This is a genomic window from Nocardia sp. NPDC058666 (assembly GCF_042714895.1).
Taxonomy (GTDB): Bacteria; Actinomycetota; Actinomycetes; order Mycobacteriales; family Mycobacteriaceae; genus Nocardia.
This window is the reverse complement of record NZ_JBHXRY010000002.1, coordinates 342,427-361,412: the sequence shown is the minus strand read 5'-3', so window position 1 is coordinate 361,412 and position 18,986 is coordinate 342,427. Positions and strand designations below refer to the sequence as shown.

Sequence of the window (18,986 nt, the reverse complement as noted above, 5' to 3'; positions counted from 1 at the left end):
ACGTGAGAGACAAGCCTGTGGGTCTGCCCAGCGGTCCACTGCGCCCGATCGAGCTCGCCAGTGGCGCGGTGATGGCGGGACTGACCGTCGGACTGATCACCGTCGGCTCGCTGGTTCCGATGGCCGCCGCACTGCAGCTGGTCGCGGCGGTGCCGTTGGGGTTGCTGGCGCAGCGGTATCGGTTGCGGGCGCTGGTCACGGCCACTATCGCGGCGATACTGGTGACGTTTGTGGCCGCCGGGATGATGCCCGCGCTGGGGGTGGCCGGGGCGGCGACGCTGGCCGGAATCATCGGCACGGTCAAGCGGCGCGGGGGTGGGTTGCCCGCGGTGGTCGTGCTCGCGGTGATCGCGGGCGCGGGATGGGGTGTGTTCTCGATCGGCACGCTGCTGGTCTTCGCGCGGGCCCGGGAATTGTTCTTCGAGGCTATTCGCAATACCGCGAAAGGTATCGAGGATCTCGCGGCGCGCACTGCCGCTTTGGAACCGCTCGGGCGCATGGCCGCCGAGGCCACCGATGCGGTGCTGCGCTGGTGGTGGGTTTATGTCGGCGTTTCGGTAGGCCTCGGTGTGCTGGTCAGCGCCATCGTGTCCTGGTTCGTACTGGGCGCGGTGCTCGATCGACTCGAGTGGCTGCCCGGCAGCGATCGACTCGACGCGCCCGCCGACGACCGGCCCGTCGGACCGCTGCCGGTGTCGTTGCACGGCGTCGGCTACCGGTACGACGGCACACCGGTGGACGCACTGGCCGATATCGATCTGACCATTCATCCGGGCGAGTTCGTGGCCGTCGTCGGGCACAACGGTTCGGGCAAATCGACCTTGACCAGAGTGCTGGCAGGCAGGCCGCCGACCACCGGTGTCGTGGATCGGCCGGGCTCGGCGGGCTTGGGCGCGATCGGTGGGACCGCGCTGGTCCTGCAACGCCCGGAAAGTCAGACGCTGGGTGTCTCGGTCGCCGACGATGTCGTGTGGGGACTCTCGCCGGAATCGGCCGCCGAGGTCGACGTGCCCGGGTTGCTCGCCGAGGTCGGCCTGGCTGACATGGCCGCCCGCGAAACCGCCACCCTGTCCGGCGGCCAACAGCAACGCCTCGCCGTGGCCGCCGCACTGGCTCGCCGCCCCGCGCTGCTCATCGCCGACGAAGCCACCTCGATGATCGACCCCGACGGTCGCCGCGAACTGGTCGCGCTGCTGGCCGAACTGCCGCGCCGGCACGGCACCGCGGTCGTGTTGGTCACCCACCACGAAGCCGACGCGACCGCCGCCGACCGGGTGATCCACCTCGCGAACGGCCGCATGGTCGACCATCTCGCGACCTGGCCGCACCCCGCCCGCGATCAACGCCGCGCGCCGATGGGCGCCCCCGTGCTCGAACTCGCCGACGTGCGACACACCTACAACCGCGGCACCCCATGGGAGGCGCCCGCGCTGCACGGCGTCGACCTGTCGGTGCGGCAGGGTGAGGCGTTGCTGATCGTGGGCGGCAACGGGTCCGGCAAATCGACGCTGGCCTGGATCATCGCGGGGCTGATCGCGCCGAGCTCGGGACGCTGCGAACTGCGCGGCACCGCGGTCGACAAGCAGGTCGGACGGGTGGCGCTGGCGTTCCAGCATTCGCGGTTGCAACTGCAGAAGCAGACCGTGGGCGCCGAGATCTCCGACTGGGGTGGACGTGCGACCGGGTCGGGTGCGGTCGGGCAGGCGCTGGACGCGGTGGGCTTGGATCGTCGGCTGGCCGCGCGTTCGATCGAGGAGCTCAGCGGCGGGCAGGCCAAACGGGTGGTGCTCGCGGCGATGGTGGCCAGCCGTCCGCAGGTGGTCGTGCTCGATGAGCCGCTGGCCGGGCTGGATCCGCAGGGTCGCGCGGAGATCGTGGAACTGATTGCGCGACTGCGGGATTCGGGACTGACGCTGGTGATCATTTCGCATGATGTCGCCGAGATGTCGATGGTGTGCGATCGCACGGTGCATCTGGACGAGGGAGTGCTCGTGTCGGCGGACGCACATGCCGTCGCCAGGTCAGACCGCTCTCGTGAGCGGGCGTCGTTCGCGGCAGGGCTTGCCTTGGGCCGCCGAGGAGAGGAAGGCGCGACAGCCAACCTGCGTACGGACTCGCCTTCGATCGGACGGCAGGGCCCGACCCATCGCACCGACTCGCCGCCTATCGGACGCCAGGGCCCGACCCATTACACCGGCTCACCACTGCCAGGCGACACGGCGAACTCGCAGATCAGCGCACCGAAAGGCCCGATTCGATGAGCACCGTGTTGCTGCGTGAAGTCCCCGTCGACAGCGTCATCCATCGCCTGTGGGCGGGCACGAAGATGATCGCCGCGTTCAGCATCAGTTTGCTGCTGATGTTCCTGCCGACCTGGCCGGTGCTCGGGGTGATCATCGCGTTCCTGGTGCTGATCTGGGCGCTCGGACGGCTGCCCCTGGGCGCGATTCCCCGGCTGCCGTGGTGGTTCTGGGGGCTGGTGCTGCTGGGCGGACTGATCAACGCGCCGATCGGCATGAAGGCGGTGCTCACCTACGCGCAGGTGTTCGTGTTCGGGATGGTGTTGGTGGCGGCGTCGTTCCTGATCGCCTTCACCACGCCGATGGGCGAGATCGCCCCCGCACTGGCGAAACTCGGTGCGCCACTTCGCAAATTGCGCCTGCCGGTCGACGAATGGGCCGTGGTGGTGGCACTGACGCTGCGCGGTTTGCCGCTGCTTTTCGACGAGATCCGGGTGCTGCGCGCCGCGCGCAAACTGCGCCCCAAGGACAAACTGCTGCACCGCGCCGCCGACAACCCGCTCATCGACATCCTCACCGCGTGCATGGCGGTGTCCTCGCGACGCGCGGGCGAACTCGGCGAGGCGATCACCGCGCGCGGCGGCACCGGCATGCTCACCGCCCTGCCCAGCCGCCCCGCCCGCCGCGACGCCGTCGCGCTGACGATCGTGGCCGCGGTCTGCGCGGGGGCGGTGGTGTTGAGCACCGTGCTCAGCTGAGCCTCCCCGGCGCGACCCGATCCGCGGGCGATACTGACCGATGTGACCGACAGCGAGCACACGCTCCCCGCCTGGCGCAAGCCCACCGAAGGCGAATCGCGCCTGTCCGCCACCCTCGCGATCCTCGCGCTGGTGGGCGTGCAGGCCATGCTGCCCAACCAGTTCCTGCCCTCGCCCGCCTGGCTGCTGCCCGCGCTGGAACTGGGCGTTCTCGCGGTGCTGCTGGTGGCCAACCCGAGCCGGATGGACCGGCAGGAGCCGTGGATCCGCAAGCTCAGTCTGCTGCTGTCGGCGCTGATCAGTTTCGCCACCGCGCTGTCGACCGTGCGGCTGGTGCAGGCCATCGTCGCGGGCTCGATCGATTCGCAACCCGACGAGCTGTTGCGCAGCGGCGCGATCATCTGGACGACCAATATCATCGCGTTCTCGCTGTGGTACTGGGAGTTCGACCGTGGCGGTCCGGCCGCGCGAGCCGCCGGTCGAGAACCGAAGCCGGACTTCCTGTTTCCGCAGATGCAGACCCCTGGCCTGGTCGACAAGGACTGGCGACCGGAATATCTGGACTACCTGTACCTGGCGTTCACCAACGCCACCTCGTTCGCGCCCGCCGACGTGCTGCCGCTGTCGCGCTGGTGCAAGGTGATGATGATGGCCCAATCGGTGATCTCGCTGGTCCTGGGCGCGATGGTGATCGCCCGCTCTATCAATATTTTGAAGTAGCCGCAATACCCGGATTTCACTGTCACGAAACCTGTTGGCCGCTATCGTTCTTCACAAGATTCGAGCTAGGCAGCTTCACACGCCGTCACCTGTGGGGGACTCGCGGTTACGGCGTTCGTACACGCTTCACACCTGATGAAATCCAGATGGGAACGTTCCTATGATCATCCGTAAAATCGCCGCGGCCGCTATTCCCGCGCTCGCCGCCGCCCTGGTGGGCACCGGAATCGCCGGCGCCGAGCCGGTGACCCCGAATGTGGAGTACCGCACCGAACTCGTCGGCAACACCATCATCACCACCCTCACCCATGGCACCTTCGTGCTCACCGGCGGCGCGGTCGATATCCGCGACTCCGCGGGCGCGACCCTGGTCTCGCTGCCGCTGTCGGTGCGCGACGGGCTGCTGGAATACCCACTGCCGCACGCGGTTTCCGCTGACAGCACGGTGCTCGAGCTGACCGCGGTCAAGGATGTCGCGGCCGCACGACCGAACCTGACACCGGTGGCCTCGCCGCAGGAAAACTATGCGGCACAGACGAACTTCAACTCCACCTTCGGAATGGCCACTGCCGTTGGCGGTTTCGTCGGCATGGCCATCGGCGCCGTCATCGGCCTGGTAGTCGGTGCGGCCGCGGGCGGGGTCGGCGCGCTGCCCGGCCTGGTCACCGGGGCCAGTGTCGGCGGGGTCATCGGCACCCTGGTCGCCGGTGGGCCCACGCTGATCATCGCGGGCATCGACCTGATCAACACCTGGAACGCGCCTCCCGGCACCACCCAGTGGGCCGGAAAATAATCTGATCTCCTGATCGCGCCGACGCCTACACTGGCGTCGGTGCGACAAGGAAACGGACTCGACATTCCCGAAACCCTGCGCGATCTGTGTGCGCCCGACCGGATGGCGCTGATCGTCTACGACATGCAGGTCGGCGTCCTCGGCCAACTGCCCGACGGCCAGGACATCGTGGAAAACGTAGTGCGCGTGGTCGAAGCGGCCCGGCGCGGCGGATATCCGGTGATCTTCCTGCGGCACTTCTTCCCGCCCCGGCGTTTGACCGGCGTGTACGGAATGCGGCTGCTGATGGGCTGGCAGCAGGCCGACACCGTCGACGACGTGGCCTTCATCCTGCAACGCGATACGCCCGCGTTCGAGCTGGTACCGGAACTGGTGCCGCGCGAGGATGAACTGGTGCTGGACAAGATGTCGATGTCGGCGTTCGAGGGCACACCGCTTGCCACGCTGCTGCGCGATCTGCGGATCGGCTCCTACGCCATCGCGGGTGTGGCGCTCGAGATCGGCATCGCGCCGACGGTGTCGCACTCCACGGATCTGGGCTTCGTGCCCGTTGTTATCAGCGATGCCTGCGGCGGTCGCGACAAAGAGGCGATGGCCCGGGCGTACGACGACTTCGCGTTCCAGGGCAATGCGCTGGTCACCGACATCGACACGATCACCGGTCTGATGGCCGAAAACTGACACCGGCAATCTCTCAGCACCGGATTTTCGGCCGCCTCGGATCCGAGGGGCGAGACGGAACGCCGCAGGCGCAGTATCGCCCCTCGGATTCGAGGCACACGGGGCCGAAAATCCCGCGGCACCAGCCGCAATAGATTCAGCCCTGTTCGCGCAGCGCGTTCTTGGCGGCGTCCTGGGCGGAATCGACCTGACCGGCGAACTTGCCGCCCGTCTTGTCGTCGACCACGTCACCGGCCTTCTCGATCACGCCGTCGACCTTGTCCGCATGCTGTGAGGCCAGGTCCATCGCCTTGCCGGCCAGGTTCTTGAAATCCACCGCGTACTCCTCGATCGTTGTTCACCGATACAACCGCGACTACCCTAGCAACACTGCAGCTTTCACGAGTCCCATACGGGATGCCACAGGCGGCCGGTGTCGGTCCACGCCTGGAAGCGGACGGTGCCCGACAGTTCGGGGGTGACCCATTGCGCGTCGTGGCGTTCGTCGGCGGTCATCTCGTTGGTGAACGGGCAGGTATCGGTGCGCAACTCGTCGAGTTCGGCGGCGATGCGGCGGGCCTGTTCGTAGCCGAAACCGGTTCCTACTCGGCCGATGTAGGTGAGGCCGTTCTCGTGCGGGATGCCGAGCAGTAGGGATTTGAACAGCCGTTTGTCGCTGCGTCGCCAGCCGCCGACCAGCACTTCCCTGGATCGCCAGTTGCGCTGTTTGAGCCAGGTTTGGGTGCGTTTGCCGGGTTGATACACCGAGTCGAGGCGTTTGGCGACGACCCCTTCCTGGCCTTGGTCTCGGCTCAACCGCATGGCATCGGCACCCGAACCATCCAGCAGCGCACTGACATTCAGCGATGGGGACAGCTTGCCCAGTGCCTCGAGAACAGTGCGTCGGTCGGTGTATTTCTTGCGTAGCAGTGAGGTGCCGTCGAGGTAGAGCACGTCGAACGCGACGAACACCGCGCGCGCCGAATCTGCTTGCAGCGCTGAGATATCCGACAACCCGGCATCGTTGAGTACCACCGCTTCACCGTCGAGTACCACCTGGTGTCCGGCCAGTTCCTCGCCGAGTACGGCCAGGCGCGGGTAGCGGGCGGTCACGGTGTTGCCCGCGCGGCTGCGGACGGTGACGGTGCCGTTGTCGATCTCGACGATCACCCGGAACCCGTCCCACTTGGTTTCGAACGCCCAGTCCGCGGCGGTCAACGATTCGACATCACCCGCCGTAGCCAGCATCGGCGACAGGCCGCGCGGAAACCCCTTGTCCTCCACAGGTTCCCGACGCGACTGATCGCGCATGAGGTGCATCAACCACTGGTCACCCTTGGTCTGGATGAAGGCGTAGCGGCCTTGCACACGCTCGCCGTCGAGTTCGACGATCACCTCGTCTTCGCGCCACTTCTCCGTCACATAGGTGCCCGAATCCCAGATCGTCATGTCGCCCGCGCCGTACTCGCCCTTGGGGATCGTGCCGTGGAAATCCAGGTATTCGAGGGGGTGGTCCTCGGTGCGCACGGCGAGACGGTTGTGTTTCGGCTCGGTCGGCGGGCCCTTCGGCACCGCCCAGGAGGCCAGCACGCCGTCGTGTTCGAGGCGCACGTCCCAGTGCAGGCGGCGGGCGTGATGCTCCTGGATGACGAAGCGGTTGCCGGGGCCCGGTTCCGGGGTAGCAGCCGGGACGGGTTCCGGGGTGCGCTGGGGGTCGCGCATGCTGCGGTATTTGGTGAGGGAGTCGGCCTCGGGACGAGTGGGCAGCGGTAGGTCCAGTCCGGCCAACAGGTCACCGTCGGCCTTCCAGCGAGCCAGCACCTCGTCGAATCGCAACTGCCGCAACGTATCCGCGTCCTCGATCTCCGCCCAGGTGCGTGGTGCGGCGACATTGGGTTCGGGGCGACCACGCAGGGAGTACGGGGCGATGGTGGTCTTGGCGGCGCTGTTCTGACTCCAGTCCAGGAACACCTTGCCCGTGCGCGCCGACTTGGCCATGGTCGCGGTCACCAGATCCGGGTGCAGCGCTTCGAGATTGGTGGCCACCTGCTTGGCGACAGTGGATGCGCCGCGCGAACTCACCGGCCGATCCAACGGCACGTAGACGTGAATTCCCTTGCTGCCACTGGTTACTGGATACGCCTGCATCCCGATCTCGGCGACCATATCGCGCACGGCCAGCGCGACCCGCGCGCATTCAGCCAACCCGGCACCGGGTCCAGGATCGAGGTCGAACACGATCCGGGTGGCCGGGCCACGCTCGTCACCGTCGAAACGCCATTGCGGCACATGGATTTCCAGCGAGGCCTGCTGTCCGAGCCACGCCATCGCGGCCTCCGACTCGATCAGCGGATACACCACCCGGCGGCTGGAATGCTCGATCGCGCGGCGGGCAATCCACGCGGGCGCGTGCTCGGGCAGGTTCTTCTCGAAGAAGTCGGGGTGGTCGACCCCGTTGGGCCACCGTTTCCTGGTGACCGGGCGCCCCGCCAGATGCGGCAGCGCGGCGTCGGCGATCGCCGAATAGTAGGCGATCACTTCGCCTTTGGTGGTGCCGGTTTGCGGGTACAACACCTTGTCGAGGTTGCTGAGCTCAACCTCGATATCCGGTTCACCCGGTGCGCCCCGAAACTCCCGGCGGACCATCGACGCGATCCGGCCGCGGGGACCGACCAACGGTCCCCGCGTACCGAATCAGGCCTTGGGTCCCGGATCGGTCGGTGCCGCGCCGCCGGGGGTGGTGCCGGGGCCTGCCTGCGGGGGCACGACCTTCTTGGCCGCGTCCTTGCCCTTCTCGATCTTGTCGCTGTACTTGCCCTTGGTCTTGTCATCGATGAAGGTGCCGGCCTTGTCGACCGCTTCATTGATCTTGTCGGCGTTCTGCTCGACCGCCACCTTGCCCTTACCGAGCAGGCCCTTCAAGGTATCTACGAGACTCATCTGACGATGTTCCTTTCGAGAGGAGGGTCACTCCACATCTTCCCACCACGAATCCCGTGGTGGGAGGTCATTCGGAACCACCCTCTGGCCCGGCTTGGGCACTACCACCGGGGTACCCGCTTCCGCTGCCGCCGACACCAGTCGACGGACGGGTTCGGACCAGCCGTGGAAGGCCAGATTGAACGTGGCCCAGTGAATCGGGACGAGCAGGCCGTAGCTCGCGTCGCCCAGGCACAGGTCGGCGTGCGCGCGCACCGCCTCTTCGGGGTTCATGTGCACATCGGTCCAGCGGTCGTCGTAGGCGCCGATGGGCAGCAGCGTGAGATCGAAGGGGCCCAGGACCGCGCCTGCCTGGGCGAACGCCTTCGTGTAGCCGGTGTCGCCGCCGAAATAGACCCGTTTGGTCGGGCCCGACAGCGCCCACGACGCCCACAGCGTGGTGTTGCGGACCAGGCCGCGGCCGGAGAAATGCCTGGCCTCGGCACAGGTGATGGTCAGGCCCCGGTCGTTGGCGTCGTGGCCCAGCGATACCGAGCCGCCCCAGTCCAGCTCGACGATCCGGTATTCGGGCACACCCCACTGGCGCAGGTGCGCGCCGATGCCGGTGGGGACCACGAACGGGGCGAGTTGGGTGCGCACGAGTTCGTCGATGGTGGCTTTGTCGAGGTGGTCGTAGTGATCGTGGGAAATGATCACCGCGTCGACCTTGGGCACCTGCGACAGCTCGCCGGGCACCGGATGCAGTCGGGCCGGGCCGACCACCGGGGACGGGGAGACCCGTTCGCTCCACACCGGGTCGGCCAGCACGCGGTAGCCGTCGATTTCGACCAGCGCGCTCGCGTGTCCGTACCAGGTGACCGCGAGGTCGGCGGCCTGCGCGGGCACGGCCGGAGTGACCAGCGGAACCGGCCGGGGCGGACGACCGACGCGGCCCTTGGTCAGGCCCGACCAGATCAGCGACGGCGCGGCACCCGCGGCGAGCATGGCGCTGGGTTCGGTGTTGTGGAAACGGCCGTCGCGATACGAGGACTTGCCCAGGGCGGTCGGCGCGATCGAGGACGGACCGGCACCGATCGCGGTCGGTAGACCCCACACCGCGCGCGCCATCCAGGCCAGACCGACGGTGCTCGCGACCGAACTCGCCACACGTGAGATACGCATCAGCGGCCCGTGAATTTCGCCGGACGCTTCTCCTGCCGGGCCAACCGGCCCTCTTTCGCGTCGTCGCTGCTCCACGCCGCCTCCAGCGCGGCGACCTGCTGCGCGCTGGCCGGATCGCCGGTGCCGTCGTCGTTGAGCATCAACTTCATGGCCTGCAGCGACAGTGGCGCCAGCGCCGCGATCGACTTGGCCCAGTCCTTGGCATCGGCGAGCGTGCCGAGCTTGTTGGCGAAGCCGTACGCGTAAGCGTCTGCGGCAGAGATGGATTCGGCACCGAGCAGGATGGTCCGCGCGGGGCCGCCGCCGATCAGCGCGGCCAGTCGCGAGACCGTCCAGCGATCGACGGAGATGCCGAGCTTGGCCGCGGGGACGGCGATGTAGGCGTCGGGTTCGATCACTCGCAGGTCAGAGGCCAGCGCCAACTGCACGCCTGCGCCGAGCGCTCCGCCGTTGATCGCCGAAATCACCGGCACCGGAACGGATTCGATGGTGTGCAGCATGTCGAGCAGGCCGGTCAGGAACGACTCGGAGTACACCCCCGACAGGTCGGCGCCCGCGCTGAAGATCGGGCCGCGGCCGGTGAGCACGATGGCACGCGCACCCTGGGCCACGGCATCGAGCACCGCGGCGCGCAACTGGCCGACCAGGTCCTCGTTGAGCGCGTTGCGTCGTTGTTCGCGCTGCAATTCGATGGTGATCACGTCGCCATCGCGGGTCACGCCGAGCATGCGTCCCTCCCAGAATCACTGGATTTAGTGGATATTCACACTCTGCCACAGGCCACCGACAACCCCCGGGAAGGCGATAGCATCCACAGCTGTGCCGCAAACCGACGTAGACATCCTGGTGATCGGTGCCGGCCAAGCCGGGCTGTCGGCCGGTTACCACCTGAGCAAGCTCGGGTTGGCGCCCGAACGCGACTTCCGCATCGTCGACCACGCGCCCGGCCCCGGCGGGGCATGGCAATTCCGTTGGCCCTCACTGACTTTGACCACGGTGAACCGGGTGCACGATCTGCCGGGGATGTCCTTCGCCGACACCCTGCCGCCCGGCTCGGAATCCGCGCCCGCCGCCACCGCGGTGCCGCACTATTACGAGCTCTACGAAAAGCGGTTCGACCTGCGCGTTCAACGGCAGGTGACGGTGAAAGTGGTGTGCGATCGCACCGCCGACGGCAACAGCTGCGCGGGCCGAGGCGAGGTACTGCACGTCGAAACCGAGGGCGCGGGCACGCTGCGCGCACGCGGGCTGATCAACGGCACCGGCACCTGGGAGCACCCGTTCGTCCCCCGCTATCCCGGCGCGGACACCTTCGCCGGACGCCAACTGCACACCCGCGATTACCGCACGCCCGACGAGTTCGCGGGCAAGCACGTGGTGATCGTGGGCGGTGGCATTTCCGCGGTGCAGTTGCTCGACGAAATCTCGCAGGTGACGTCCACCACATGGGTCACCAGATCGGCCCCGCGCTGGCGGGAGACGCCGTTTTCCGAACAGGACGGACGTGATGCGGTGGCCTTGGTGGAGGACCGTGTGCGCCGCGGTTTGCCGCCTGGATCGGTGGTCTCGCTGACAGGGCTGCCGCTGGACCAGCGTTTACAAGCCGCACGCGAGCGGGGCGTGCTCGACCGGCTCCCGATGTTCGAGCGGATCGAGCCGGCCGGGGTTCGGTGGTCCGACGGCAATTTCCAGGCCGCCGACGTCATCCTGTGGGCAACCGGTTTCCGCAGCTCACTGGACCATTTGGCACCGCTGCGACTGCGCGGACCCGGCGGCGGGATCACCATGACCGGACGCCTGGCCACCCAGGTCGCCGTCGATCCGCGCATTCATCTGATCGGCTACGGGCCGTCGGCCAGCACGATCGGCGCCAACCGGGCCGGTCGGGCCGCGGCCCGCGAACTGACCGACTACCTCGGGATCAGTCCAGCCCGGCGCTGAGCGTGGCCGGGTCGGGGCCGATCCTGGTGCCGGACTCGAGGCGGTTGATCGCTTCCATCGCCGCGGCGTCGAGTTCGAAGGTGAATACGTCGAAGTTCTCGGCGATGCGCGAGGGCGTGACCGACTTCGGGATGACGATATTGCCCAGCTGCAGGTGCCAGCGGATGATGACCTGCGCCGGGGTGCGGTCCAGCTCCTTCGCGATGCCGACGATCGTCGGGTTGTCCAGCAGGGTGCCCTGGCCCAGCGGGCTCCAGGCCTCGGTGGCGATCGCGTGATTGTCGTCGTATTGACGCAGGTCACGCTGCGACAGCGTGGGATGTAATTCGATCTGATTGACCGCGGGGACCTCGCCCGTCTCGGCGATCAGGGTCTCCAGGTCGATCACCCGGAAGTTGGACACCCCGATCGAACCGATCCGGCCTTGCGACTTCAACGCCTGGAACGCGCGGAACGTGTCGACATAGCGGCCGGCCGACGGCACCGGCCAGTGGATCAGGTACAGGTCGAGGTAGTCCAGGCCCAGCAGCTTCATGCTCTTGTCGAAGGCGCGCAGGGTGCTGTCGTAGCCCTGGTCGGAGTTCCACAGCTTGGTGGTGATGAACAGTTCGTCGCGGGGAATGCCCGATTCGGCGATCGCGCGGCCGACGCCTTCCTCGTTCCCGTAGACCGTGGCGGTGTCGATACTGCGGTAGCCGACCTTCAACGCTTCGGCGACCACCCCGGTGACATCGTCGGCCGGGACCTGGAACACACCGAAGCCGAGCTGTGGGATCACGTTCCCGTCATTGAGCACGATCGTGGGGACAGGGCTGCTCTCGCTACGGAAGGTCACCCTCTCGAAGGTAGAAGTGGTTCGGTGTGGCGTCAACGACGGCGCGTCGCGTGTTTCCCCCTGCCGCGAAGCGGGGCGCCGGTCAGGAGACTGCGGCCGGGATCAGAACACGGCTCCGGGTAGTCCGATTCGTCGGTATCTGGCCTGGCGGGTGAGGCGCAGATCCGCGGGGTCTTGTGCGTGCAGCGCGGCCAATTCCGCGGCGATCGCCAGGACCGTGCGGCGGGCGAAGGCGACCGGTTCGTCGGCGGCATCGGGGTACTCCTCGACGATCCGGTCCACCACACCGTCTTCCAACAGATCAGCCGCTCGAATACCCTGTGCCGCAGCCATTTCCGGTGCGTGTTCGGTATCGCGGAAGACAATCGCGCTGGCACCTTCGGGCGGCAGCGGGGCGAGCCAGCCGTTTCTGGCCGCGAGCACCCGGTCAGCGGGCAGCAGCGCCAGCGCGCCACCGCCGGTGCCCTGGCCGAGCAGCACGGACACCGTCGGGGTGTCGAGGGTGACGAGATCGGCCAGGCAGCGGGCGATTTCGGGTGCGAGTCCGCGCTCTTCGGCTTCCTTCGACAGCGCCGCGCCGACCGTGTCTATGACCAGTACCAGCGGCAGTCGCAGCTCCTTCGCCAAGACCATCGCGCGCCGCGCTTCCCGCAGCGCGGCCGGGCCCATCGTGTGCTCGCCGTCCTGACCGGATCGGTCGTGCCCGAACACCACGCACGGCTGACCGGCGAAACGGGCCAGCGCCAACAGCACCGTGCGATCGGCGTCGCCGCGACCGGTGCCGCTGAGCGGAACCCGTTGTGTCACATGGCGAAGCAGATCGCGAATCCCCGGTCGGCCCGGTCTGCGCGAACTGAGCACCGAATCCCAGGCGCTGGCAGTCGGATTCGCGACGGTCGCCGGATTGAGCACGGGCGCGGCCCAACCCGGCTTCGTCTTCACCCGAACAACCACACCGCCGGCAACACTCATCGCCCGATGCGCGATCCGCCGGAACACCTTCACCGTCACCACGCCGTCGATCACGCCGTTGCGATACAGGTTCTCGGCGGTCTGTACCCCGGGCGGAAAAGGCCTGTCGTACAACGCTTCGTACACGCGCGGACCCAGGAATCCGATCATCGCGCCGGGCTCGGCGAAGGTGATGTGGCCCAGCGAACCCCAGGACGCGAACACCCCGCCCATCGTCGGATCACGCAGGTACACCAGATACGGGTACCCCGCCGATTTGTGCACAGCGACCGCACCCGCGATCTTCACCATCTGCACGAAAGCGACTGTGCCCTCTTGCATTCGAGTGCCACCCGACGTCGGCGACGCGATCAGTGGCAAACCGAGTTCGGTGGCGCGTTCGACAGCGCGCACGATCCGCTCGGCCGCGGCCACACCGATCGACCCGGCCAGAAACGCGAATTCACAGGCGATCACCGCGACTCGGCGACCACGCAACAGGCCTTCGCCGGTCAACACCGACTCGTCGGCACCCGACCGGTCGGCCGCGGCGAGCAACTCCTGGCGATAGTGCGCGGACACGACGGGTTCGATCGGCGGCCGATCCCAACTCACGAAGGAGTCTGGATCCAGCAACTGCCCGATCAGGTCATCCGCCGACATGCGCACGCGGTGAGCCTAAACGAGGAGCGGGGCTGCGGCCTTCATCGCGGCAGCCCCGTCCTGTTCGGGAAGAACCTGCTCAGTAACCCTGCATGACCTTGCGCAGGGCGTACTCGGTCAAGGCGACCAGGGCCTGCTTGGCGGGGTCACGGCGACGGGCGTCGATCGACATGATCGGCACGTCGGCGGGCACCGCAAGAGCCTGGCGGATGTCCTCGAGCGGGTACTTGGGCGCGTCGTCGAACTCGTTGAGCGCGACCAGGAACGGCAGCCCGCGGGCCTCGAAGTAGTCGACAGCGGCGAAGCTGTCTTCGAGCCTGCGGGTGTCGACCAGCACCACGGCACCGATGGCGCCGCGGATCAGGTCGTCCCACATGAACCAGAACCGGTACTGGCCCGGCGTACCGAACAGGTACAGGACCAGGTCGTCGGCGAGGCTGATGCGACCGAAGTCCATCGCGACCGTGGTGGTCGATTTCTGCGGAATACCGGTCAGGTTGTCGATTCCGGTACTGGCGTTGGTGACCAACGCCTCGGTGCGCAGCGGAACGATCTCCGACACCGCGCCGACCATCGTGGTCTTACCCACGCCGAAGCCACCGGCGACAACGATCTTCGCCGATGTCGGCTTAGCCGTGCGGGTGTCGACCTGCGCCGTCGAATCAAATACGCCGGAGTCCACTGAGAACCCTTTCGATCAGCTCGCGACGTTCATCGTCGCTGGAATCGTCTTTCAATGTTGCCGAAACCCGCACATGGCCGGCCTCGATCAGATCGGCTACCAGTACCCGGGCCACCCCGATCGGGATGTACAGCTGGGCAGCTATCTCGGCAACGGACGGCGATTGCCTGCACAACTCCACGATGGACGTTTCGAGGTTGTTCAGTTCGTACTGCCGCTCGATGGCGACCGCTTGCGAGGCGACCAGCGCCTCCAACGCCAACTCGACCGCCGGCCTGGTTCGACCGGCAGTCAAGGAGTACGGGCGAACGAGACTGGGCTCGGCGCTCCCCATGCGGTGATCGTCTATGTCCATCCCACCATCAGGAACCCATCGTGACGCGAGGTGTGGCCTGGACGGTCTGGCCAACGCGCTCGACCAGAAGTGCCATTTCGTAGCCGACCTGACCGATGTCACACGAGGTGTTGGTCAGGACCGCGAGATACGAGCCGTCGCCGACTGCCATGAGCAGCAGGTAACCGTGCTCCATCTCGACGACGGACTGCAGTACCGTACCGCCTTCGAACAGATTCGACACACCGACGGACAGGCTGGCAAGCCCGGCGGTGACGGCGGAGAGCTGTTCGGCACGGTCGACCGGGAGCTGAGCGCTCGCGGCCATCAACAGGCCGTCAGCTGAGACCAGAACGGCATGGGCTACGCCAGGAACCTCGTTGGCGAAGTTCGAAACCAGCCAATCCAGCTGACGGTTAGTACCACCTAGATCGGGGTTCATCGGTCTCCTTTATCTCCGGTTAGGTTCATTGCCTTCATTGCGCGGCCATCCCGAACGCCCTGCTGATGACGACTCAGGCTGTTCCGGATCGTGGCGGGATCGCGTTGCTGCTGCTTGGTGCGATCGGCGGCGCCGTTCACACCACCGGGCACGAGCCTGCCGCCCGGACTGCGCTGAGGCAAACCGGCGGCGGTACGCACCTCGGCCTGAGCCTCGCTGGCCGCCCGCGCAGCCTGCCATCCTTCGTCACCGGGTGATTCGAAGGCGGCGGCCATCTGGTTCCGGTCGGAGTTCTCATCCGTGAGCCACGCCGACATCATCTCGGCGAAGATCGGCGTTCCGCCCATCACGGAATCACCCTCGGGTGCCGGCTGCAACCTGGTCTGGAAGAACGACGCAGCCTTCTCCGGACTTGCCCGGAAACTGTGTCGACCCGGATCACGCCCTGCCGACGCAGCGTTATCCGGCCCCGCAGGGTCCCGATCCCGTTGCGGCAGAGCCACTCCTGGCCCGGCGGTCGCCTGCGGTACCACACTAGCCCCGGGATCGCGCCGAGGCAGGCCAATCGGCGCAGCCGGGCGTTGGGGCGCGTTGGACTGCGACGCGTCCGCGGCCGGGGCCCGCTGGGGCAGGCCGTTGGGGGTCGAATCCTGCTGCGGCGCAGGGGCTGCGCGTTGCGGCAGGCCGTTGGCCGGGCGGTGCTGACCGGCGGGCTGGGCGCGCGGCGGGAGTCCGTTGGCCGGATCCCGTTGCGGCAGACCCGTCGACGGATCAAGACGCGGCAGGCCACCGGACTGGTCGCGCTTCGGCAGACCGGTCAGCGGATCACGTTGCGGCAGACCGCCGGTCTGATCACGCTGCGGCAGACCCGACGACGGATCCAGACGCGGCAGGCCGCCGGACTGTTCGCGATGCGGCAGGCGCGGCGTGGGCTCACGCTGCGGCAGACCACCGGTGGCGGTGCCCCGCTGCGGAAGACCCGACGACGAATCACGCTGGATCGCACCGGAATCACGCTGCGGTGCGGCGTTTTCCTGGCCACGCTGTGGGAGACCGGTCGACTGCGCCGAGGCGCTCGCGGCGTCACGCTGCGGCAGACCCGTTGCCGGGTCACGCTGTGGAAGTCCGGTCGACGGATCACGTTGCGGCAGGCCGCCCGTCTGTTCACGCTGCGGTAGTCGCTGATCACGCTGCGGCAGACCGACCGACGGGTCGCGCTGCGGCGCTCCGTTGGAGCCCGGCGAACGCTGCGGCAGACCGCCGGGGGTACTCCCCCGCTGCGGCTGGGCAGGCTGCGCGGACTGCGCGGATTCGCGCGACGGCGCACCGTTGGCACCCGGCTGACGCTGCGGCAACCCACCGGACTGCGACAGCCCACTCGGCTGCTGCTGCTCGCTCTGGCCCTGCGGCCCGAGCCCCTGACCCTGCGGCGGACGCGGCGGTCCACCCGGTGCCAGATTGCGCTTGGGTAGGTTGGCCGCGGCCAGCTTGCCGCGCTGCGGCACGTTGGTCTGACCCGGTGCGGGCGGTCGCAGCGACGGCGACGACTGCTCGGTCGCGTCCTGGGCCGCGCCCGCGGCCATCGAGTTGCCCGGCGAACGCTGCGGTAACCCGCCACCGGCGGGGGTGGGCGCGCTGACGCCGGGATCCACGGTGACCATCACGTTGCCACCCGGGGTCCGGGTGATCGCGCGGGTCTGCATGGTGCTGGGTTGCTGCTGCGGGGTGGGCCGCTGCTGCTCGGGCGCGGGCGCCTGCTGCTGCTTCTGCAGCTGATGCGGCGGAACCACGGTGCCACCGGCGCCGGACACGATCAGGCCGACCGGCACGTGCACGGTGACCGTCACGCCCGGATCGCGCGCGGTGTCGAAGGTGGGACGCAGTCGCACGGTCAGGCCGTGACGCTCGGCCAGGCGGCCGACCACGAACAGACCCATGTGGCGGGCGGTGTCGGGACCGGGCTCGGCGGTCTGCTCGAGCCGGTGGTTGATCTCCGACATCTCCGCGGGCGGCATACCGATACCGCGGTCGGCGACCTCGATCAGCAGACCCTGGTCGTGCGCCTGCGCGAAGGTGAACTTCACGTCGGTCTCGGGCGGGGAGGCCCGCAGCGCGTTGTCCAGCAGCTCGGCGAACAGGTGCGCCATATCGGAGGCGGCCGGTTCGACCAGCGAGCCGCGCGGCGTGGCGCCGAGCTTGACCCGCTCGTAGTCCTCGACCTCGGAGATCGCGGCACGCAGCACGTCGGCGATCTCGACCGGGGCGGACTTGGTGCGACGCTGCTTGGTACCGGCCAGAATCAGCAGGTTGTCACCGTTACGACGCATACGCGCCGCGAGGTGGTCAAGGCGGAACAGGTTCTCGAGCAGGCGCGGGTCCTTCTCGTCGTACTCCATCGCCTCGATGAGCGTGAGCTGATGGTCGACAAGGGACTTGGAGCGGCGAGCCAGGGTCTCGAACATGTCGTTGACCTGCGAACGCATCTGCGCCTGATCGCTGGCCAGGCGCAGCGCCTGACCGTGGATATCGTCGACGGCGCGAGCCAGCTGACCGATCTCCTCGTCGGAGCGCACCGGCATCGGCTCGAGCGGCACGTCCTCGGGAGCGGCACCGTTTCGCAGCTGGGCGACTTCGTGCGGCAGATCGGATTCGGCCACGCGCAGGGCGGCAAGGCGCAGGCGGTGCAGCGGCACGATCATCGAGCGGGCCACGAACACCGCGAGCAACAACGCGGCCAGGATCGTGGCGATCACGACCACGGTGTAGGTCCAGGCGCCGGTGGCGGCCGAGCTGGCGAGGTCTTCCATCGCGACGTCGATCGCCCTGGTCGACTCGTCCACCGCGCCTTCGTAGGCCTCGATGCTGGTGTAGAGCGAGGTTTTGAGCTGGGTGACAGGCAGCTGGCCTGCCGCGAACGCGGGGCTGTCGCGCAGGCCGGCCCTGACCTGGACCTCCGCCATGAGTTTGCCGATCAGCGGATCACCGGCGGGATAGCGGTTGGCCAACGCTTCGACCCGGTGCTTTTCGACGGCGACACCGGTGAGGTAGGTCTGCACACCCTTCTCGTCGCCCTGCAGCATCTGCGCGATACCGGCCAGCTCGTCGACGAGCACCGTACTGGTGTTACGCAAGTCGACCAGACGGATCTTGTTCGCGTCCATCGCCGGGCTGCTCGCGTCGGCGAGCGTGGCTTCCACGATCCGGATGCTGTCGTTGTTCAACTGCGAGACGATGGCAAGCGACGGTGCGAAGTTCGTGGTGACCCCCGAGCCCTGCCCCCGCACCTGCTTGGCCTGCGTGAGCATCCGCTCGAAGGTGCCGTACACCTCGGGCCGCGCGGACAGGCGGGGAAGTGACGCCTCGGCCCTGCCGATCACGTCGTCGAGGTCTTTGAGGTCCTGGTCGGTCACTACCGAGGCGCCCATGCCGTTGGGCACCATCTGGCTACCGGCGACCTGGGCCGTGACCGCACTCAGCTGGCTGACGACCGGAATCGTGTCGACCTGCTCGTTGATACTGGAGAGCCGATTCGCCTCCGAGAACTCGGAGGTAATTCTCGACACGCCGAGCCCGACCGCGACCGCGAGGGGCACGGCCAGTACGGCCGTAACCTTCCAGCGCAGGTCCCAGTTGCCCAGGGCCCAGCGTTTACTGCCGGACCTAGCGGCGTCACGCATCTCCCACTCACTTTCCAAACTGGCCTCGTACCGTGCACCTGCAGCGAACCACCACAGGCGCGTGGGTGCCCGCCAGCGGATGCTGGCCGAGAACTACGGCTGGCCGAGAAATTGCGTCTACGACTGCCCGAATAAGTGACATCGGATTCTAACGGATCAATAACTTCTTGGGTGACTCCCGGTGCAGGT

General features: G+C 67.7%; 17 protein-coding genes. 6 read left to right on the top strand and 11 right to left on the bottom strand.

Annotation, left to right across the window (positions count from 1 at the left end):
• The first annotated feature begins 2 nt into the window (after positions 1 to 2).
• The 5 genes from ACFWVD_RS08315 to ACFWVD_RS08295 all read left to right on the top strand — a co-directional run bounded on the left by ACFWVD_RS08315 (position 3) and on the right by ACFWVD_RS08295 (position 5,192).
• Positions 3 to 2,261 carry an ATP-binding cassette domain-containing protein gene (locus tag ACFWVD_RS08315; protein ID WP_379241330.1) on the top strand — a complete coding sequence of 753 codons (2,259 nt, stop codon included), beginning with the start codon at positions 3 to 5 and terminating at the stop codon, positions 2,259 to 2,261.
• Entirely contained in the window at positions 2,258 to 2,998 is a 741-nt protein-coding gene (locus ACFWVD_RS08310; RefSeq protein WP_379241329.1) for an energy-coupling factor transporter transmembrane component T family protein, read from the top strand. Before ACFWVD_RS08315 ends, ACFWVD_RS08310 begins: the two co-directional genes overlap by 4 nt.
• Before the next feature lie 42 nt (positions 2,999 to 3,040).
• Positions 3,041 to 3,718, top strand: a complete 678-nt coding sequence (locus ACFWVD_RS08305) for a DUF1345 domain-containing protein (protein WP_379241328.1) — start codon at positions 3,041 to 3,043, stop codon at positions 3,716 to 3,718.
• 160 nt (positions 3,719 to 3,878) lie between these two features.
• A complete protein-coding gene (locus tag ACFWVD_RS08300; protein ID WP_379241327.1) occupies positions 3,879 to 4,511 on the top strand; it encodes an ammonium transporter in 633 nt (210 codons plus the stop codon).
• Between the two features lie 39 nt (positions 4,512 to 4,550).
• Positions 4,551 to 5,192 carry a cysteine hydrolase family protein gene (locus tag ACFWVD_RS08295; protein ID WP_379241326.1) on the top strand — a complete coding sequence of 214 codons (642 nt, stop codon included), beginning with the start codon at positions 4,551 to 4,553 and terminating at the stop codon, positions 5,190 to 5,192.
• Positions 5,193 to 5,328: 136 nt separating this feature from the next.
• Here the strand turns inward: ACFWVD_RS08295 and ACFWVD_RS08290 are convergent, their stop codons facing one another.
• The 5 genes from ACFWVD_RS08290 to ACFWVD_RS08270 form a co-directional block, all read right to left on the bottom strand.
• Complete coding sequence (locus tag ACFWVD_RS08290; RefSeq protein WP_379241325.1) at positions 5,329 to 5,508, bottom strand: antitoxin; 180 nt, start codon at positions 5,506 to 5,508, stop codon at positions 5,329 to 5,331.
• A gap of 62 nt (positions 5,509 to 5,570) precedes the next feature.
• Positions 5,571 to 7,817 (bottom strand): ATP-dependent DNA ligase, encoded by a 2,247-nt coding sequence (locus ACFWVD_RS08285; protein WP_379241323.1) that lies wholly within the window; start codon positions 7,815 to 7,817, stop codon positions 5,571 to 5,573.
• Positions 7,818 to 7,865: 48 nt separating this feature from the next.
• On the bottom strand, positions 7,866 to 8,111 hold the full coding sequence (locus tag ACFWVD_RS08280) for an antitoxin (RefSeq protein ID WP_379241322.1): 246 nt from the start codon (positions 8,109 to 8,111) through the stop codon (positions 7,866 to 7,868).
• A gap of 27 nt (positions 8,112 to 8,138) precedes the next feature.
• Positions 8,139 to 9,272 carry an MBL fold metallo-hydrolase gene (locus ACFWVD_RS08275; RefSeq protein ID WP_379241321.1) on the bottom strand — a complete coding sequence of 378 codons (1,134 nt, stop codon included), beginning with the start codon at positions 9,270 to 9,272 and terminating at the stop codon, positions 8,139 to 8,141.
• On the bottom strand, positions 9,272 to 10,000 hold the full coding sequence (locus ACFWVD_RS08270; protein WP_379241320.1) for an enoyl-CoA hydratase: 729 nt from the start codon (positions 9,998 to 10,000) through the stop codon (positions 9,272 to 9,274). The genes ACFWVD_RS08275 and ACFWVD_RS08270 overlap by 1 nt, the downstream gene beginning before the upstream one ends.
• A 91-nt stretch (positions 10,001 to 10,091) precedes the next feature.
• Between ACFWVD_RS08270 and ACFWVD_RS08265 the strand changes: the two genes are divergently transcribed.
• Complete coding sequence (locus tag ACFWVD_RS08265) at positions 10,092 to 11,213, top strand: NAD(P)-binding domain-containing protein (RefSeq protein WP_379241319.1); 1,122 nt, start codon at positions 10,092 to 10,094, stop codon at positions 11,211 to 11,213.
• Here the strand turns inward: ACFWVD_RS08265 and ACFWVD_RS08260 are convergent.
• From ACFWVD_RS08260 to ACFWVD_RS08235, 6 genes are all read right to left on the bottom strand, one after another.
• A complete protein-coding gene (locus ACFWVD_RS08260) occupies positions 11,194 to 12,048 on the bottom strand; it encodes an aldo/keto reductase (RefSeq protein WP_379241318.1) in 855 nt (284 codons plus the stop codon). The genes ACFWVD_RS08265 and ACFWVD_RS08260 overlap by 20 nt on opposite strands.
• A gap of 102 nt (positions 12,049 to 12,150) precedes the next feature.
• A complete protein-coding gene (locus ACFWVD_RS08255; RefSeq protein WP_379241558.1) occupies positions 12,151 to 13,662 on the bottom strand; it encodes a carboxyl transferase domain-containing protein in 1,512 nt (503 codons plus the stop codon).
• 79 nt (positions 13,663 to 13,741) lie between these two features.
• A complete protein-coding gene (locus tag ACFWVD_RS08250; RefSeq protein ID WP_379241317.1) occupies positions 13,742 to 14,344 on the bottom strand; it encodes an ATP/GTP-binding protein in 603 nt (200 codons plus the stop codon).
• A complete protein-coding gene (locus ACFWVD_RS08245) occupies positions 14,325 to 14,699 on the bottom strand; it encodes a DUF742 domain-containing protein (protein ID WP_379241316.1) in 375 nt (124 codons plus the stop codon). Before ACFWVD_RS08245 ends, ACFWVD_RS08250 begins: the two co-directional genes overlap by 20 nt.
• A 7-nt stretch (positions 14,700 to 14,706) precedes the next feature.
• Positions 14,707 to 15,120 carry a roadblock/LC7 domain-containing protein gene (locus ACFWVD_RS08240; RefSeq protein ID WP_011207200.1) on the bottom strand — a complete coding sequence of 138 codons (414 nt, stop codon included), beginning with the start codon at positions 15,118 to 15,120 and terminating at the stop codon, positions 14,707 to 14,709.
• Positions 15,117 to 18,797 carry an ATP-binding protein gene (locus ACFWVD_RS08235; protein WP_379241315.1) on the bottom strand — a complete coding sequence of 1,227 codons (3,681 nt, stop codon included), beginning with the start codon at positions 18,795 to 18,797 and terminating at the stop codon, positions 15,117 to 15,119. The genes ACFWVD_RS08240 and ACFWVD_RS08235 overlap by 4 nt, the downstream gene beginning before the upstream one ends.
• Between the last annotated feature and the right edge of the window lie 189 nt (positions 18,798 to 18,986).

Excerpts from the sequence above, each read along its gene's own strand:
- ACFWVD_RS08310 (WP_379241329.1), top strand. The coding sequence starts at position 2,258 with ATGAGCACCGTGTTGCTGCGTGAAGTCCCCGTCGACAGCGTCATCCAT.
- ACFWVD_RS08300 (WP_379241327.1), top strand. The coding sequence starts at position 3,879 with ATGATCATCCGTAAAATCGCCGCGGCCGCTATTCCCGCGCTCGCCGCC.
- ACFWVD_RS08285 (WP_379241323.1), bottom strand. The coding sequence starts at position 7,817 with ATGGTCCGCCGGGAGTTTCGGGGCGCACCGGGTGAACCGGATATCGAG.
- ACFWVD_RS08280 (WP_379241322.1), bottom strand. The coding sequence starts at position 8,111 with ATGAGTCTCGTAGATACCTTGAAGGGCCTGCTCGGTAAGGGCAAGGTG.
- ACFWVD_RS08275 (WP_379241321.1), bottom strand. The coding sequence starts at position 9,272 with ATGCGTATCTCACGTGTGGCGAGTTCGGTCGCGAGCACCGTCGGTCTG.
- ACFWVD_RS08270 (WP_379241320.1), bottom strand. The coding sequence starts at position 10,000 with ATGCTCGGCGTGACCCGCGATGGCGACGTGATCACCATCGAATTGCAG.
- ACFWVD_RS08255 (WP_379241558.1), bottom strand. The coding sequence starts at position 13,662 with ATGTCGGCGGATGACCTGATCGGGCAGTTGCTGGATCCAGACTCCTTC.
- ACFWVD_RS08245 (WP_379241316.1), bottom strand. The coding sequence starts at position 14,699 with ATGGACATAGACGATCACCGCATGGGGAGCGCCGAGCCCAGTCTCGTT.
- ACFWVD_RS08240 (WP_011207200.1), bottom strand. The coding sequence starts at position 15,120 with ATGAACCCCGATCTAGGTGGTACTAACCGTCAGCTGGATTGGCTGGTT.
- ACFWVD_RS08235 (WP_379241315.1), bottom strand. The coding sequence starts at position 18,797 with ATGCGTGACGCCGCTAGGTCCGGCAGTAAACGCTGGGCCCTGGGCAAC.